The sequence below is a fragment of the Streptomyces sp. Tek67B01 genome (genome assembly GCF_055231995.1).
In genome coordinates this window covers 78,477-94,510 of sequence record NZ_JBUYUY010000001.1, presented here as the reverse complement: position 1 = coordinate 94,510, position 16,034 = coordinate 78,477, and the positions used below count along the sequence as shown (strand labels likewise).

Genomic DNA, 16,034 nt, shown 5'->3' with positions numbered 1-16,034 from the left:
CCTCGCGCGGGACGGGTGGTGGGGCCTGCGTGCCCCACCGCTGCCACGGATCGGGAAGCGGCTGCGGTCCTCAAGGACACGGGCAAGATCTCCCTGTACGTGAACGGACGTGCGGTTCCGTCCGCCGGCTTCGTCGACAAGCTGCTGCGGGCAGGGCGTCCAGAGGGAGCTCCGGTCACCGATGAAGTCCGCGTGGTGACACGGACCCACCATCTGGCGGCCCTGGAAACCGTCAGTCCCATCCGCGCCGAGAAGTACGGTGCCGCCTACGAGCGCGATGCGCTGATGAAGAAGGTCGAGCAGCAACTGATGCGCTCCCGCGACCGGGAACGGAGCCGGCTGAACTCCGCCCAGCAGCGGATTGCCGACGCAGACTGAAATTGATGTGCACGAGCGTGTCCGTCAGGCGGAAGCAGAGCGCCTGTCGGCGACGGCCCGCGAGCGGATCGAGGCTCTGGAGGAAGGGCTGGCCCATACGCTCCGGGCCCTCGCCGAATCCGAGGAGCAGGCGGACTACCTCCTTGGGCGCCTGCTGGATTCGCAGAGCGAGATCGAGCGCATCCGTTCCGCTGAGGACCGCGAAGCCGCTGCCGCCCAGGCGGTAGCGGAAGCACTGGCGTCGTGGACCGAGCCTACGCGCAGCAGCAGGCCGAGCCCGACGACGAACCTGATCCGCCGAATGTACTTGTTTCCGCTTCGCCAACAACCACCAGCAGCACCGAAAGCGCGGCATCCCAGAGCTCTCGACCTGCCGGGGCCGCCAACCCGGCAGCCGCCCGCGGCGCCGGAACAGGACGGCCCCGGGCGCCGCAGAACCAGCGAAAACGGAACCAGTGGAACTCGCGTCGGATGCGCTTGGCTGTGCTCTACACCGGACGCGCGGTCCACCTTGATCCTCGGCCCGGCAGCCTTCGCCCTCGGGTTGGTCGAAGCAGTCGATCTCCGCGAGGACACGATGGCACCCCAGAACACGCCACGATGCGCCCCCACTGTCATTGCCACCGCTCACGACGATTGCCTAGGCCGGGAAACCGGACACGTCGCGGATATGAAGCCCGGGGACGACGCCGGCCCCAACCGGCTGACCATCACCAGGCCATCAGGGAAGACCGAGACCGACCTCGTGGTCGACCACGACCTCTACCGTGCCGTGCACAGCGGATCCGCCGTAGACCTCGACATTTGGAAAGACCACATCGTCAAGATCAGTGCGGCGGACAAAAGTAGCCGCATCGGGCACACGCGACTGCCTGTCACTGTGTGGATATGGCTGCTCCTCACGTTCGGAACACTGACACCGCTGTCTGCTCTGCTGGTAGGCAAAGGGACGCCATGGACCTGGATCGGCGTTTGCCTTGCGCCGTTGCTCGCTGGACGGCCCTCTCATCCACCGCGGCCATTGAATTCGTCCCATGGTGGGCTGGGGCAGTGTCCATCGTGTGCCGGCTACCAGCACCAGCCGGTGTTGCCGCCTTCCTCGTGACTCTTGAATCGATGCCGACGACGGCCAGGCGTTCGCCTTGCTCCGGGGTGACCCTCGTGGCGGGTGCGGGTGTTGGACAGCCGTGCCCCAAGTCGTACCGGGCCGTCCGGCAGCTCCTCGGTGTGGCCGCGGGGACCAGGACGCGTCCTTCGCGGGCGGCGGTACCGGGCGAGGTCGATGCAGCTTGAGCCAGGCGCCCGGCCCTGCCGGCGAAGAGGGATCGTCACAGGTCAAGAGACGAGTCAGCACCACTTCGACCCGGTCGGCTCCTTCAGGCCGACTGGCCAGATGGAGAGAAATGAGCGGATAAGGAGCACACCCGCCTGTAACATTCCGTACGCATATTCACACCGAGCGTAAGGAGTATCTCGTGCAACCCAAGCATGGAGCCGTCAGTTCTCCTCCCTCCCGAGCCCAGCTCTACCTGGAGAGCTGGCAGGCCAACGGCCTGGAGGCCGGTAAGTTCTTCCCGGCGAACGAGGCGGGCCTGCGCGATCCCTTCGCCGCGGACGACGTGGTCAACGCCCAACCGCCGGCGGACGGACAGATCGCCAGCGCCGGGAAGGACTTCGCCGCCTCCCTGGACGAGGTCGGCACCGACTGGAAGAAGCACCCGGTCACCTCAGGCGAGAACCTGGAACTCACCTGGGGATTCCACGCGCCCCACAAGACCCGCCGCTTCAACTACTTCCTCACGAAGAACGGCTGGGACCCTACCCAGCCCCTGTCCCGAGCCCAATTCGACAAGGAGCCCTTCCACAGCGTCCAGCTGAGCGGACAGCCCTACTGGTCGGCCGATGACCTCGTCCCCAGCGAGCCCACCACCCACGCCATGCGCCTGCCCCAGCGCGGCGCCGGGCACCAGGTCCTGCTCGCAGTGTGGGAGGTCGCCGATACCGGCCACGCCTTCTACCAGGTCATCGACCTCCAGTACACGTAGGACCACCGCGCCCCGGGCGCGACCGGATGCCGGCCCCGCCACAACGGCAGGGCCGGCACACAGCGCTCGTCGGCCACAAAGCGGCCCGTGGTGGGACTGTAAAAGAAACGGCTCTGTCTCACATTCGGTGGTGACGGGGGGTGGTGCCGTTGCTGTACGGGAGTGTGACCACGGCGATCACAGCGTCGCGGTCTCGCTCGAGGCCGCGGGTAAAGGCGTGTAGGTGCGGCAGGTCGGCAGTACGGACCTGGGAGATCCAGTGATCGAGCGCGTCGGCGTTCTCGGGCTGAGGCTTCAGGAGCGGGGCGAAAATCCGGACGGTGGTGGCCAGGTGGGTCATCTCAGGGCAGGCAGCGGTCAGCTGGTCGAGGAGATCGCGATATCCGGCCTTGAGATTGTTTGGCCTGGTCAGGAGCATCCGGGCGAGTCTGCGTGGGGAGATGTGGCTGCGGCCGGCGTCCGCGCGGCCTTGGTTGATGTACTTGTGCAGGAGGTTGAGGCAGCCCGTGAAGCGCCATCAACAGATGCCGAGGGAACCATCGCGGTGACCCTCGAGTCCGAGACCGGTCTGCTCGTCATCAACCAGCTCACTTACGGACCCGCAGGCGAAATGACCCTCCCGCGCCCTGGCGTCTACGAAGGCCATGCGGCATGGCACGGACGGAAGGCGACCGCCGCCTACTACGAGACGACCTGAAGGGTCGTCCAAGATGTGCATGTTCTTCTTCGGCTTGAAGGCTGCGTCAGCCAACGGACCCTACTCGGCTGAGCACAGCACGCTGAAGCCGCAGGGGAGTTGGCAGGGGGCATGTGTGGTGGGCTGTGGGGAAAGGCGATCACCGCCTGGTCCTAACCGCAGGGCCGGACCTGGGAGACTAGGGATCATGACCGACCGTCGACCGCTCTCGCTGCCCGCCTTCTCCGACCCCGCTTCCGACGCTCCCGTACCCGCCCAGGCGGGTGGGCGCCGGCTGGTGCCGGTCGAGCAGGGCGCCTACTTCCGCCAGCCGCCCGGCGAGACCGAGCCCGAGCCCGCACCCGCCCCGGCCCGACGTCCGCTCGCCCCCGGCGGCCTCACCTTCTCAGACCCGGACCGCCAAATCTGAGCGCTACCACCACGGGTTGCGCCACGTCCAGGACCAGCTCACCACCTAGCCCTACCGCCCGGTGTGCCAGCGCCTCCATCTGGACAGTGGTCGTAGCCGGCCCGGCTCCCGCCTCGGATACCGTGTTCCTCCACGGGGTGCCATGACGGATGTGCCGCCCCTTTACCGGAGGTAGTCAGCGTATGAGTTCAAAGCGCAGCAAGAATCCAGCCCTGCCCGTACTTGACGACGCATTCCGACTCACGTCGGTCAAGGACGCCGAAGAGTCCACCCGTGACTTGGCCGCGCGGCTGGCCACCACCGAGCTGCGCCGCGTTTCCCACCCGGGCCGGGTCACCTGGGAGCCCACCGATCAGGCCGAGCCCGTACCGGTCCCGCCGACTGTGGTCGACGGTGACGGGGACCTGTGGCTGCGGGACCGGGGCACTGGCACCTGGACCATGCCCGAGTTCAACCCGAAGGAGTTCCCGGCCCGCTGTGGCGAGGTTCTGACGTGGAACCAGCTTGCCCGCGAGTTCGGCCCCCTTACCGCACTGGCCGACGACCGCCGCATCGGCGGCGGCCGGCGCTGACCGCGCAGCCTTCTGGGATGACCGCGGGAACTCCCCTGGGCGGAGACGGTTGACAGTTTCAACCTGTTCGAGCTGGGCCACCTGTTCAGGGCGGTGCCCGCGCACAGTGAGGATTTCGACTCGCTGCATCGCGAACTTGGGTCGATTCTCGTCACGTCCTGGCATGCGCGACTTGTCGACGCATTCCCGGAGCGGCAATTCTCCATCGTCGACTCGTGGAAGCCGACGAGTCGACGATGGAGATGAGAATCGAAGTGAAGCAAGTGTCCCCGACCCTTGCGACTCCGGATGGCTGGGACGGTCGTCTCCGCAGGGTTGTAGTCGGCTAAGGGTTGTCTCACCGCCATCGAGGTGAGCCGGAGTGAAGGTGAGGTAATGGCCGCCTAGGTCAGGGGGATGGGGTACGCCCAGTTCAACCACTTCCGGCGTACAGCGCAGGCTCGCCGTATGGGTGGGTGCCCCCTGCCAGCGGACCTTGAACGTGTGCCAGCTGAGGTTGCGTGGCCCTGCCGGCAGTGGTCTGGCGTCGCAGCGGGCTAAGGTCGCGGCGCCAAAGGGAAGACGATGGGGCTGGCGGTGGTGGGTAGTGGCGGCGGCGGTTGTCGGTGCCGTTGTGATGACCGTCTTGCTCGGGAGGCCCGACCTCTCATCTAATCCAGAACTCCCCCGATTCCCAGCGGGGGATAACTCGGATCAGGTCGTTTTCCAGAAGAAGGCCGCCAAGGATCGCGCAGGGCTGTCGACGGACTGCTGATTGTCACGAGGCCGGGCAAGGCAGACGTCAACCACCAAATCGAAGTATCCGCCACCCTCACCGGCCTCCCGAAAACTGGCCTCTCCTACCCGCCGGACGACTCCGTCGCCACGCGCGAGCTGCGCGTCGGCGGAGTTCAGGGCGCCTCTCGGGTCCAGGTTCCGCGCGGTTTGAGTAGGCCGGTTGGCTGGGAGCCGGTCTGTCGGGCTCCCGTCCGTTCATCAGTGGGGGTGAGGCGGAAGATTCGCAGGTGGCGGCCGGAGCGTTGGGCGTAGTTTTCGTAGGGTGGCCAGACTTTCACCAGGCGGTTCCAGGCGGAGGCTCGCGCGGGTCCGTCGAGAAGGGTGGCGGTTACGGCGAGGGTCTGTCCGGCGCGGGTGATGACGGCCTGATGGTTGGCGAGGAGGTTGTGGGACCAGGCGGGGTGGTGGGCTTTGCCGAAGTTGCTGGCGACGACGAGGTAACTGCCGTCGTCTTCGAGGTGGCACAGCAGGGGGACCTGTCGGGGACGGCCGCTCAGGCTGCCGGTGGTGGTGAGCATCAGGGACGGCAGCATGGCGGGCATGAGGAGCAGCCGGCCGCGGGTGAGGCGGTGGGTGGAGCGGTCGATGCTCGGCGCGACGGTGGACATGGCGCGCACGAAGTGGGCGTTGGCTCCGGCCTTCTTGAGTGCCCGCAGTGCGAGGTTGTCCCGTTTTGCCGTGCCGGGCGATGGCGCAGGGAGGGGGATGGCGTAGTCGCGGCGGCCGTTGCCGCCGGTGGCGGCGGCTTTGCGGGTGAGTTCGGGCAGCAGGGCGTAGGCCCGGTAGAACGGGGGCAGGTAGCCGGGAATGTCGACGGCCGGCCGGCGGCGCAGGATCGCCTGCACGACGGCGTCGGCGACTTTCTCCGGGGAAGTGGGCGGCAGGAAGTCCGCGATCCGGGGCATCCGAGCCGATGAGACGTGGACCTTCCAGAAGTCGGTGCCGGCGACCGTGGCGGGCCGTACCAGGGTGACGCCGATGCCGGATCCGGTCAGTTCGATCCGCAGCATCTCGGTGTACGCCTCGACGGCCGCCTTCGCCGCCGCGTAGGAGGCGGCGGGGCCCTTGACGAAGATCCGCCCCGCCGCCGAGCCCATCGCGACGATCTGCCCGCCGCCGGCCGCGCGCATCAGCGGCAGCACCGCCTTGACCGCGCAGACCAGCGCGTCGTATCCGGTGCGCATGGCCAGCTGCGCTTGCTCGACGCTCATCTCCTCGACGTCGGCCCAGTGGATGTAGGCGGCGTTGTGGATGAGGATGTCGATTCGCCCACGCTCGGCGTGGATGGCGGTGATCCAGTTTTCGAGGGCGTCGCGGTCGCTCACGTCGACCTCGGCGAACGCGATCGATGCCGCCCCCGGTAGGAGGGCGGCCTCGTTCGCGGCGCGCTCCAGGTTGGGTTTGGAGTTGTCGCACACGTGGACGTGGGCGCCGGCCTGCGCCAGGGCTCGGGACAGGGCCCAGCCGATGCCGGCTGCGCCGCCGGTGACCAGGCAGACGCGTCCGGGCAGCGATCCGGTTGTCGGCCGGGGACGGGTGAAGATCACGGTGTTGTCCTTTCGTCCTGCCGGCCGGCGCTGTGAGGCCGACACGGCACGAGAGCGTGATGAGGCCGGGTGCGGTGGGTGAGGTGGCCCAGCGCGACGAGGGTGAAGATGTCAGCGAGCACCGGGACCTGGTAGGGGAAGGGGCGCGGGCCGAGCATGTCGGGGGGTGAGTTGATGCCGCCGTCAGGGCGCTGCCGGTCGAGCAGGTAGTGGCTGGCGCGGGCGGCCGGGGCCGGGTCTGGTTGCCCGGTCAGGACGATCAGGGCGTAGGCGGTGCTGATCGCGTCGCTGGCTGCGCCGTCCTGTCGGCCGAAGCCGCCGTCGGGGTTCTGGCTGGAGCACACCTGGTGCAGGATCCGCTGGTGCATCGAGCGGACCGGGTCGGGCAGTGGCGGGCGCGGCCGGCCGGCGGCGAGGTGGGCCCGGAAGAGGGTGTGCGGGTGACTGTTGCTCCAGCCGGGTGGGAAGGAGCCGTCCGGGCGCTGCCGACCGGCGAGGAAGAGCAGGGCGTCCTGGATGAGGTCTTCGTGGCGGTGTCCTTGGGTGCTGAGGGCGTTGACCGCGGCGGCGGTCATGCACGCTTCGGAGGGCGTGCCGGCGCCGTAGGTGGGGAACCCGCCGTCGGTGCCCCGGACCTCGATCAGGGCGGCGAGGGCGCGTCGGATCGGGATGCGGTAGGTGCGCGGGTCGAGCTGGTGGAGGAACTCCACGGCGACGGTCGTGCAGTCCGTGTCGCAGAGCCGGGCCCGGTCGGTATACGACCAGCCGCCGCCGCTCTGTTGGGCGCGGACCAGATGGGAGGCGATCCGGTGCAGGACGTGCTTGGATGCCCGTGCGGTGTGCAGGGCGAGTCCGGCGGTGACGGTGCACCAGGTGTCGGTGTCGGTGACGAACGGCAGGCCGCCGTCGGCGCGCTGGTGCAGGAGCGCCGTGCGGATGCCTTCCGTCACAGTGGCGTCCGTGCCGGGTATTCGTGCCAGGGCATGCAGAACGGAAAGGTGGATCAGGAGGTTGCCCTCCCATACTGTGCCGGGGCACTGGGTGGAGAGCAGCAGCGCGACTTCGTCGGCACTGGCCGGCTGCGGGTGGCCTGCGGCGTGGGCCTCGACGACCTTGACGGCGGTGACCTGCACGGCCGCCCAGGAGTGCAACCCGTCAAGGTCGAAGGCATCAGCGCCGGGGGCGGAACTCGCGGGGGCTGCGCCGAGCATGGTCCAGATCGCGTGGATGAGGGCACGCTTTCGAGGTCCGGTGAAGTCCGGGGCCTGGGCGATGAACTCCTCGATCGCCTGGCGGCGTAAGGGCTCCTCGGGGTTGCGCTCCAGGGCGGCGCGCGCGACGGCGGCGTCCCACGGGTCCCCACCGCGGCGGTGGTGCTCCAGGAACCGCGTGAGCCGTGCGCGTACGCGGTCGCAGGGGAGTGCGCGGCGGTTCAGGAGCGCCAGGGCAAGGGCGGATTCCAGGACCCGGCTGCGGCACGGATCACGAAGCGCACCGTCGGGCCCGATGCGTTCCAGCAGCCGGGCCAGCAGACGTTCGCGCCCGGCGTCCAAGCCGGCCGGGAAGGCCGTCGTGGGCCACGCGGGGAACGGGGGCGGGCCGTCAGGGGGACGCATCGGGATGTGGGCTCCTTCGAGGATGCGGCACGAACGGGGTCACAGCTGTCTGAACGTCAGCCTTCACGGCTGCCGGCGAGGCTGTTTTCGCCGGTCGGAAGCCATCGTGCTTCGAACCGTCCCGTGTCGCCGAGCCAGTGCAGCGTCGCGTCCAGGAAGGAGCACAGGGCTGCCGCGTAGCGCTTCACGTGCTCGCGCTCGCCTGCGGGGACGGCGCCACCCTCCCCGCACAGGCCGGCCGCGAGAAGGTGGAACTCCCGCAGACGGGTGTCCCGCATGGACACGGCCTGCTCGTAAGCCGCCTGCGCCGAGCAGCCGCGCTCACGTTCCAGCACTGCGATCAGATTGTCGTGGCCCTGGTGCCGGTCCGCCGCGGCGGAGGCCAGGTCGTTGCTCCATCCGGCCACGTCCGCCGCGGCCAGCCGTAACTCGGTCAGAGCGGGCCACAGTGCTGGGTTCCCCGGCATCGGAGCGTGGGCGGTGCACTCCAGCACATCCGTCATGGGCAGCAGCGTGATGGTACGGCGGCGCAATGCCAGATAGACGTCCAGGGGCAACGGGGTTCCCGCGCGGCGCAGGTCGGCCTCCTCACGGCTGGCGCGGGCGAAGTCGGTGTAGTCGGCGACGAACCGGGCCCGCCACTGCTCGGGCCCGCGGTGCGCGGTGCGCGTCCACAGGTCCGCGAGAGCGGCCTCGGCCGGCACGCCGGCAGCCGGCGGCTCCCCTTCCAGAACCCGCACCAGCCCGTCGGCCATCGCGCGGACCTGCTCAGGGCGCCGAGCCAGAGCGCCTCGGTCGAACTGGTCGTCTACGAGGCAGATGAAGGCCGCCCACTGCGCGGTCAGAGCCACGTCCTCCTCACTCGCCCCCGCAAGGATCAGTGCCGCGAAACGCTCCAGCCCCATGGCCGCCAGGCGCTGTTCCTCCTTCGGACCGGCCACCAGTCGCCACCGCCTGGCCCAGAGCACCACCCGTCCGAGTGAGCTGGGCGGCGCATCCGACTCGCGTTCGGGCATGCGGCAACTCCCTGTTCCAAGGGACGCAATGGCTGGCCTGTACCTCATTACCCCGCAAGATCCCCCGACGAACCCCGAGCGAGGACAGAGACGATGCTGCGTGTGACATCAACGAAGCCGCTCCCGACCAGGCCGTCATCCGCACCACCTATGCAGGACAGCGGCCACAAGCTGGTCGACAGCACCATCGCCGCCACCTCCTCTTGGGACGGCCCGGTGAGAGTTCTCCGCGCCATTGGGCCGCCTGCCTCAGGCAGGCGGGGGTGTATACCGCGCCCGCAGGTGGTCGAGGTAGTGGTCCGGGTGGGGGTAGGGCTGGTCTTGGGCGCCGTGGCGGTGGAGTGTGAGGCGGCCGTCGGGGTGGAGGGCCACGGTGGTCGTCGCCCGCCGGGCGGCATCGTCCGCAGACTCGTCGCCCGGGTGCGGAAGGTGCAGGACGGGGACGGTGGCCGGGAACATGGCCAACGCTTCGGCGGGGTTGGCGGCGGGCGGGTGACCGGTGCGGTTGGCGCTGCTCACATACAGCACCGGGTTTTCGTCCAGGAGCGGGACGAGTGGCTGCCAGCGGGCGCCGAAGAGCAGCACCCAGCCGTCTTTGCACGCGGGCGGAAGCCAGGCGGGCTGGCGGGCGCCGGTACGCAGGGGCAGGAGCAGGGTGAGGTGTTCCTCGGCGAGCAGCCGGCCGGTCAGGGTGATGCCCGCCGCGTCGAGCCCGGTGTAGGCGGTGACGGCGTGGAGGGTTTCGGAATGGTGGGCCCACAGGGCGACCGGCTGGCCGGCTGGCCGGCGGGCCGGCCTTTGGCGTCGTTCACGGTGTGCGGGGTGGTGGCGGTGACGACGTGGGTCAGCGGGGCCGGGTTGGGCAGCACCACGGCCGCACCCGAGCGTACGGCCTGCCGGGCGCCGTCGAGGTCCACCGTGCCGTGGGGTGTGGTGGCGGTGTCGCTGCTCATCATGCTTCTCCGGCGGTGCGGTGGTGGGTGAGGCCGTCGAGGTAGTCGGCGAACGTCGTGTCCTCGATCACGGCCTTGCCGGTGCGGTAGGCGCGTTGCTTGACCCAGGCCATGGCGGCGCGGGTCTGTTCGCGGTCGAGGGCCTACCTCGCACGGACCCGGTGGTGACCGTGCGGGGATTTCTCGGTGGAAGACCGGTTCGAGGACAGCACGTCGAGCAGCAAGCGCAGCGGAAGCTATCGCACCCCGACGATCAGCCACCGGGCCGGCCCCCGGGCCTTGGGGGACTCGGTGCTGTTCCTGGACTGGCACGGTGGCGGTCACGGCTACCAGCGCCACGAGTACCCGGGGACGCCGACCGTCTGACCCACCCCCGCCCCCGGGTCTACTCCTGGCCGGGCTCCGGGCTCCACACGGTGGGGCCGCCGCCGCGCCACTCGATCAGGCCGTCGTCGTCCAGGCGGATGTCGTCGGGGTCGAGGTCGGCCCGCCGCAGGAACTCCAGGAGATCGCCCGGGTCGAGGGCGCGGCCGAGAATTTGGCCGTCGCAGCGGACCCGGCGTCCGCCTTGGGCGTCGGGCGGGTAGACGATCACGTGCGGGGCGGGGCTCATCCCTCCACCCTGCTGCCGGGTGGTCATTCCAGCACTCCGAGTGCGGTGTCCGGGCGGCACTGGGGGCATGCGGGCACGCCCTGGCCGAGTAGTTCGCGTATCTGGTCGGCGGTGGCGGGAGCGCACCGTTTGCCGGTGTCCCAGCACGTTCCGACGTGGACGCGGCCCGGGGGTCGGCCGGTGCCGATCTCGCGCTCGACCAGCCACGCCGGCGGCTCCGCCGGTGGGCGGCGCCGTGCGGCGGCGGCCTCGGCCTCCTCGGCGGCGTTCAGTGCTCGCTCGGTGCGGCTGAGTTCGCCGCGCAGGTAGGTGACCAGCGTCCGCAGGCGTGGCAGGTCGGGCGGCAGGACAGACACGGTTCAGGCCCCGTGCTGCGCCCGCCGTGCGGCCTTGCACGCCTCGCACACGGGGTTGGCGGGAGCGCCGTAGCGTGCACACGGCCGGTGGCAGGCGGCACACGGTCCGGTCTGGCTCGGGGGCCCAGGTCACGACCTGTGGTCGGGGTGTGGGGGTGGGGGAGGTCATGGCGGGCTCCTGGGTGCGGCGGACTCTCTTATTCCATCACGTGTTCGATTTCTCTGCCCAGCTCTGACCTGCTGTCGAGCGGCGTGTGTCCCGTCTCAGTGAGTGCCTGTTTCTGAATCTCGAATCGGCAGGTCAAAAGCCATCTGCCTGAAATCAGAGCTTTGCGTGAGCGTTCGGGGATCGGTCACTGTGACCGATCCCCGAGCGGCAATTGGTGTGGCTGGCGGGGCGCGAGCGAAAGGCGCTGCGAACGCCGTGACGCTGACCGTCGTCAGCGTCACCGAGAAGCCACCAGGTGGCCGCGAGCTTGATCGTTCTCAAGTTCACCACGGTGAACTTGGCCCAGGGCCCGCCGGATTCCAGGCTACCGAGCACCCACGCTCGTGCTGATGGTTACCTATCGACCGCCTGGCAGCGTCCTGGAGAGCGCGTTGGACATGGCCTACTGCGTACGGGCGGCTGAGGCTTGCCGGGTGTCCGCGCCGGAGCTGACGTGCCGCTGGGTCTCCTGAGGCCCGTGCCAGTCCAGGCACATCACGGTGGCATCGTCTTCGAGCCGGCCGCCGGCCGCGTCCAGGACTGCGGAGGTCAACATCAGCGCGGCCTCCCGCGGGTGCAGATCCCGGGTCCTCTCCAGCAGGGCGGGCAGGTCGACCTTCTCTCCGTGATGTTCGAGCATGCCGTCGGTCAGCATGAGCAGTCGGTCGCCGGGGCGCAGGTCGATGTCCTGGACGCGGTAGGGGTGGGGCAGGCGCACGGACAGCCCGAAGGGATGATCCACCTCGCAGATGAGCGTCTCCGCGATCCCGTCGCGCATGCGCAGGGGCCAGGGATGGCCGGCGTTGACGAGCTGGGCCCGCCCGGTGTGGAGGTTGATGCGCAGCAGCTGCCCGGTGGCGTGACCGCGGTTGTGGTCGGCCAGGGCCTGGTCGGCCAGGTGGGCCTGCTCGGCGAGGCCGGCTCCTGCCCTGCGGGCGCCGCGCAGGGCACCCACCAGGACCGTGGCTGCCAGGGCGGCGTCGATGTCGTGGCCCATGGGATCGGTCACCGACACGTGCAGGGTGTCACGGTCCAGGGCGTAGTCGAAGGTGTCGCCGCTGAGGGCTGCGGAGGGCTCCAAGCTCCCGCAGAGGGTGAACTGGGCCGCCTCGCACGACAGCGACTGGGGCAGCAGTTGGTACTGGATCTCCGCTGCGAGGGTGGGAGGCCGGGAGCGTTTGCCCCAGGTGTACAGATCGGTGAAGCGCCCGTTGGCGATCACGACGTACGCCAGCACGTGGGCGGCTTCCCCGACCGCTTCCAGGACGCCCTTGCCGGGGGCGGTCGGCAGAAGCAGCTCCAGCAGCCCGATGGCGTCTCCGCGGTTGGTGACCGGCACGATCACCCGCTGCCCCGTGTCCGTCAGCTCCTGATAGGGCCGCTGGGTCCGGATCACGACCTCGTAGACGCTGCCGAAGAGAGCGATCCGCTCCGCTTCCCGCCCCTCCTCCACCGCCCCGGCTGTGGACAGCCGCGCCACTGCCTTCCCCGTCAGATCGACGATGAGGAACGACACCTTCGTGGCGCCGAAGTGCCGCCGCAGCTCCTCCGCGAACACGTCGACGGCCTCCACCGGCGACGCCATCTCCGCAGCCGTCAGCAGCCGGGGAAGCTCACTCCGCCCACCACTCACGTCACGATCCCTTCACCGGCCCCTTGCCACCAGCTTGAATACCGCCACGGTGAACGTCAATCGCCGCCCGTCACGGTAAGTGAAGACGGGCGATTGGACCTTGACCCCGGATTTTGGACACCGGAGACACTTGGATCTTGATGGTCCAGGAGAACGGAGTCCCTGTGGGGATGAAGCATTACCCCGCCGAGTTCAAGGCGGACGCCGTCGCGTTGTACCGCTCGAGGCCGGGAGCGACGATCAAGTCGGTCGCCGCTGATCTCGGGGTGAACACCGAGACGCTGAGGAACTGGATCCGGGCCGCCGACGGCCGCCGACCCGGCGCCCACTCCGCACCGCCGGCCACCTCGCAGGCCGTCGGCGACGCCGTTCAGGCGGAGCTGGCCGCCGCCCGCAAGAGGATCCGCGAGCTCGAGGAAGAACGGGACATTCTCCGCAAGGCGGCCCGGTATTTCGCGACGGAGACGCGCTGGTGAACCGCTACCAGTTCGTTGACGATCACCAGCGCCGTCACGGCGTGAAGCGGCTCTGCGATATCCTCGGCCTGGCCCGCTCGAGCTTCTACTACTGGCGTCGCACCGCGGCCGCGAGAGCGGCCAGGCAAAGCGTCGAGGCCGGGCTCGCGGCCCGGATACGCAAGATCCACCAGGACTCCGACGGCACCTACGGGGCCCCCGGAATCACCGCGGAACTCCGTGACGAGGAGGGTCCTGTGGTCAACCACAAACGAGTCGCCAGGATCATGCGGACCATCGGGCTCGAGGGAGTCCGGTTGCGCCGCCGGCACCGCACCACCGTCGCGGACCAGTCCGCGGCGAAGGCACCGGACCTGATCGGCCGTGACTTCACCGCAGCCGACGTCAACAGAAAGTACGTCGGCGACATCACATACTTGCCGGTCAGCGGCGCGAAGCCGCTCTACCTCGCGACCGTCATCGACTTGTGCTCGCGCCGGCTGGCCGGATGGGCGATCGCCGATCACCTGCGAACCGAGCTCGTCATTGACGCCCTGGCGGCAGCCGAGCGGACCCGTGGAAACCTGGCCGGAGCGATCATGCACACGGACCACGGATCCCAATATTCGAGCAGGGCCTTCGCTGAAATCTGCAGGTCAGCCGGGATCCGGCAGAGCATGGGCGCGATCGGATCCAGTGCCGACAACGCAGCCGCAGAAAGCTTCAACGCCGCCTTCAAGAGGGAGACGCTGAAAGGCCGCAAAGCCTGGTCGAGCGAGCGCGAGGCCAGGCTCGACGCGTTCCGCTGGCTGACCCGATACAACACCCGCCGCCGGCACTCGGGCCTCGGCCACCGGTCCCCGATCGCCTACGAGAGCGACCTCCAGCCAGCTGCAACTACCCTGACCCAAGCCGCATAGACGTGTTCAAAATCCGGGGTCAAGGCCCATTCGAGCCCAAGCGAATGGCGCCGCTGCTGCAATCTGTCCGCCATCCATGCTGTGACCTGCGGGTTCGAGGTTCAGGAACAGGCTCTGAACCCTGACCGATCTCACTGATTCCTAATGCGGTCTGTCAAGCCGCGAGGGCTGTCGGTGGCGTGAGCTCGTAGCACCGTCCGTCCCTCAAGAGGGCCCATAGGACGTTGACGCGACGACGCGCGAGGGCCAGGACGGCTTGGGTGTGCCGTTTGCCCTCGGCGCGTTTGCGGTCGTAGAACCGGCGGGATTCCTCGGACCGGCGGATGCTGAACAGCGCGGAGGTGTAGAGGACTCTCTGCAGGCGGCGGTTGTATCGCTGAGGACGCCGGAGGTTTCCGCTGATCTTTCCGGAGTCGCGAGGGACTGGTGCGACTCCGCCGAAGCCGGCAAGACGATCCGGGGTCCCGAAGACGGTCATGTCGCCGCCGGTGGCGGCCAGGAATTCGGCGCCGAGGATGATGCCGAGGCCGGGCATGCTGGTGATGACCTCGAAGTGGCGGTGGTCGCGAAACCGGGCCTCGATGAGCTTGTCGAGCTCGGAGACCTGCTCGGTGAGGGCCATCACCTCCTTCGCGAGGGTGTGCACCATCTGCGCGGTCAGTTTCTCCCCGGGCAGGCTGGTGTGCTGGCGCTCTGCTGCGTCGACTGCAGTCTCGGCGAGCTGATCGGCGCGAAGAACCTTGCGGTTCCGCAACCAGGTCTCCAACCGCTTGGCGCCGAGACGGCGAATCGCCACAGGGGCCTGGTAGCCGGTCAGCAGAGTCAGCGGGCCCTTGTTCGTGAGGTCCAAGGCCCGTTCCAGGCCGGGAAAGATGCCGGTCAGCTGGGCCCGGAGCCGATTCACGGTGCGGGTGCGGTCGGCGACCAGGTCCATGCGGCGGCCAGTGAGGATCTTGAGGTCGGTGACGGCTTCGTCGCCGGTGCGTAAAGGGTTCAGGTCGCGGCGGATGCGGACCTGGTCGGCGATGACGGCCGCGTCCTTGGCTCGGTCTTTCCTTCACCGCGGTAGCTCTCGGAGGCGCGGTGGATGGCCCTGCCGGAGATGTAGTTCACCGGCTGATCGTGGTTGAGGAGGATCGAGAAGGCGAGGGCGGCGCCGCCGTCGGCCAGGTCGATTCCCCAGATCACCTCGTCGCCCAGGGCCAGGACGTCCGTGAGGAGTTCGAGGAGTTCGGGCTCGTCGTTGGCGACGCGTCGAGACAGCAGCCGGCGGCCGCTCTCGTCGATCGCGACGCAGTGGTGGTGGGTTTTGCCTGCGTCGATGCCAGCCCAGATCGCGGCCATGGTGCCTCCGTGCGGTGGGTGTGCTGGGTGCCTCCCGACGGACGACCTCGCTGTCGATTCCCTACGGAGCGATCATTCGCAATTCCTAATTGGCAGCCGAGTCGTCGTGGGGCGCCGGGCGGCCAATCAGTGCAAGCCACAAGCGGCAGAACTTTAAAAGCCACACCCGACGCCCCTGGGTGGGCCAACCATACGAAGGGCTCGCCCGGTCCCGCAGACAACGTAGGGAACTTTGACCGGTCGTCCCGCTCCCTCAGGCGGCGGTGACTCGGGCGCGGCGAATGGCCCGCCTGCGCCGCCGCTGGCGCGCGCCCGGAACCCCCGCATAGGCCCCCTTCCGGATCAGCCTGAAAGAGCCAAAGTCGCGAGCCCAGATACAGCCATAGCCATCATGGAAGACGATGCCAGTGATGGAGATCCTCTTCCCGTCCAGGAACCGCGGAACCCGGACCTCGACTGTGCATCCCGGCTCCACAACGTCCACTTCAAACGGCC

15 protein-coding genes and 2 pseudogenes are annotated in these 16,034 nt (G+C 68.9%); 7 read left to right on the top strand and 10 right to left on the bottom strand.

Annotated features, from left to right (window positions below; genetic code table 11):
• The first annotated feature begins 99 nt into the window (after window positions 1-99).
• From ACV7NM_RS00495 to ACV7NM_RS00485, 3 genes are all read left to right on the top strand, one after another.
• On the top strand, window positions 100-378 hold the full coding sequence (locus ACV7NM_RS00495; RefSeq protein WP_463408317.1) for a hypothetical protein: 279 nt from the start codon (window positions 100-102) through the stop codon (window positions 376-378).
• A 7-nt stretch (window positions 379-385) separates the two neighbouring features.
• Window positions 386-1,483 carry a hypothetical protein gene (locus ACV7NM_RS00490; RefSeq protein ID WP_463408316.1) on the top strand — a complete coding sequence of 366 codons (1,098 nt, stop codon included), beginning with the start codon at window positions 386-388 and terminating at the stop codon, window positions 1,481-1,483.
• A gap of 370 nt (window positions 1,484-1,853) precedes the next feature.
• Window positions 1,854-2,423 carry a lytic polysaccharide monooxygenase auxiliary activity family 9 protein gene (locus tag ACV7NM_RS00485; RefSeq protein WP_463408315.1) on the top strand — a complete coding sequence of 190 codons (570 nt, stop codon included), beginning with the start codon at window positions 1,854-1,856 and terminating at the stop codon, window positions 2,421-2,423.
• 139 nt (window positions 2,424-2,562) lie between these two features.
• Here the strand turns inward: ACV7NM_RS00485 and ACV7NM_RS00480 are convergent.
• A pseudogene (locus ACV7NM_RS00480) lies at window positions 2,563-2,934 on the bottom strand (transposase); the annotation flags it as partial.
• Window positions 2,935-3,307: 373 nt separating this feature from the next.
• Between ACV7NM_RS00480 and ACV7NM_RS00475 the strand changes: the two are divergent.
• Window positions 3,308-3,529: a hypothetical protein gene (locus ACV7NM_RS00475; RefSeq protein WP_463408314.1), complete on the top strand. Its 222-nt coding sequence runs from the start codon at window positions 3,308-3,310 to the stop codon at window positions 3,527-3,529.
• Window positions 3,530-3,711: 182 nt separating this feature from the next.
• Window positions 3,712-4,101, top strand: coding sequence for a hypothetical protein (locus ACV7NM_RS00470; protein ID WP_030773773.1), 390 nt, complete (start codon window positions 3,712-3,714; stop codon window positions 4,099-4,101).
• Window positions 4,102-4,991: 890 nt separating this feature from the next.
• Here ACV7NM_RS00470 and ACV7NM_RS00465 read toward each other — a convergent pair.
• From ACV7NM_RS00465 to ACV7NM_RS00445, 5 genes are all read right to left on the bottom strand, one after another.
• Complete coding sequence (locus tag ACV7NM_RS00465; RefSeq protein ID WP_463408313.1) at window positions 4,992-6,425, bottom strand: SDR family NAD(P)-dependent oxidoreductase; 1,434 nt, start codon at window positions 6,423-6,425, stop codon at window positions 4,992-4,994.
• Window positions 6,422-8,041, bottom strand: coding sequence for a prenyltransferase/squalene oxidase repeat-containing protein (locus ACV7NM_RS00460; protein WP_463408312.1), 1,620 nt, complete (start codon window positions 8,039-8,041; stop codon window positions 6,422-6,424). The genes ACV7NM_RS00465 and ACV7NM_RS00460 overlap by 4 nt, the downstream gene beginning before the upstream one ends.
• Window positions 8,042-8,097: 56 nt before the next feature.
• On the bottom strand, window positions 8,098-9,057 hold the full coding sequence (locus ACV7NM_RS00455) for a terpene synthase family protein (protein ID WP_463408311.1): 960 nt from the start codon (window positions 9,055-9,057) through the stop codon (window positions 8,098-8,100).
• Between the two features lie 249 nt (window positions 9,058-9,306).
• Window positions 9,307-9,642, bottom strand: a complete 336-nt coding sequence (locus tag ACV7NM_RS00450; protein ID WP_463408310.1) for a hypothetical protein — start codon at window positions 9,640-9,642, stop codon at window positions 9,307-9,309.
• 101 nt (window positions 9,643-9,743) lie between these two features.
• Window positions 9,744-10,013 carry a hypothetical protein gene (locus ACV7NM_RS00445; RefSeq protein WP_463408309.1) on the bottom strand — a complete coding sequence of 90 codons (270 nt, stop codon included), beginning with the start codon at window positions 10,011-10,013 and terminating at the stop codon, window positions 9,744-9,746.
• A 183-nt stretch (window positions 10,014-10,196) separates the two neighbouring features.
• Here ACV7NM_RS00445 and ACV7NM_RS00440 point away from each other — a divergent pair, with 183 nt between their 5' ends.
• Window positions 10,197-10,376 carry a hypothetical protein gene (locus ACV7NM_RS00440; RefSeq protein WP_463408308.1) on the top strand — a complete coding sequence of 60 codons (180 nt, stop codon included), beginning with the start codon at window positions 10,197-10,199 and terminating at the stop codon, window positions 10,374-10,376.
• A gap of 19 nt (window positions 10,377-10,395) precedes the next feature.
• On the opposite strand, the gene ACV7NM_RS00435 is transcribed toward ACV7NM_RS00440, so the two are convergent.
• From ACV7NM_RS00435 to ACV7NM_RS00425, 3 genes are all read right to left on the bottom strand, one after another.
• Window positions 10,396-10,623 carry a hypothetical protein gene (locus tag ACV7NM_RS00435; RefSeq protein WP_463408307.1) on the bottom strand — a complete coding sequence of 76 codons (228 nt, stop codon included), beginning with the start codon at window positions 10,621-10,623 and terminating at the stop codon, window positions 10,396-10,398.
• Between the two features lie 23 nt (window positions 10,624-10,646).
• Window positions 10,647-10,979 (bottom strand): DUF6233 domain-containing protein, encoded by a 333-nt coding sequence (locus ACV7NM_RS00430; RefSeq protein WP_463408306.1) that lies wholly within the window; start codon window positions 10,977-10,979, stop codon window positions 10,647-10,649.
• Between the two features lie 611 nt (window positions 10,980-11,590).
• Window positions 11,591-12,772 carry a PP2C family protein-serine/threonine phosphatase gene (locus ACV7NM_RS00425; RefSeq protein ID WP_463413796.1) on the bottom strand — a complete coding sequence of 394 codons (1,182 nt, stop codon included), beginning with the start codon at window positions 12,770-12,772 and terminating at the stop codon, window positions 11,591-11,593.
• A gap of 212 nt (window positions 12,773-12,984) precedes the next feature.
• Between ACV7NM_RS00425 and ACV7NM_RS00420 the strand changes: the two genes are divergently transcribed.
• A protein-coding gene (locus ACV7NM_RS00420; RefSeq protein WP_463408305.1) for an IS3 family transposase occupies window positions 12,985-14,195 on the top strand; the annotation gives its coding sequence in 2 pieces (ribosomal slippage) (window positions 12,985-13,276 and window positions 13,276-14,195; 1,212 coding nt in all).
• Window positions 14,196-14,349: 154 nt separating this feature from the next.
• Here ACV7NM_RS00420 and ACV7NM_RS00415 read toward each other — a convergent pair.
• Window positions 14,350-15,539 (bottom strand): annotated as a pseudogene (locus ACV7NM_RS00415) (IS110 family RNA-guided transposase).
• Between the last annotated feature and the right edge of the window lie 495 nt (window positions 15,540-16,034).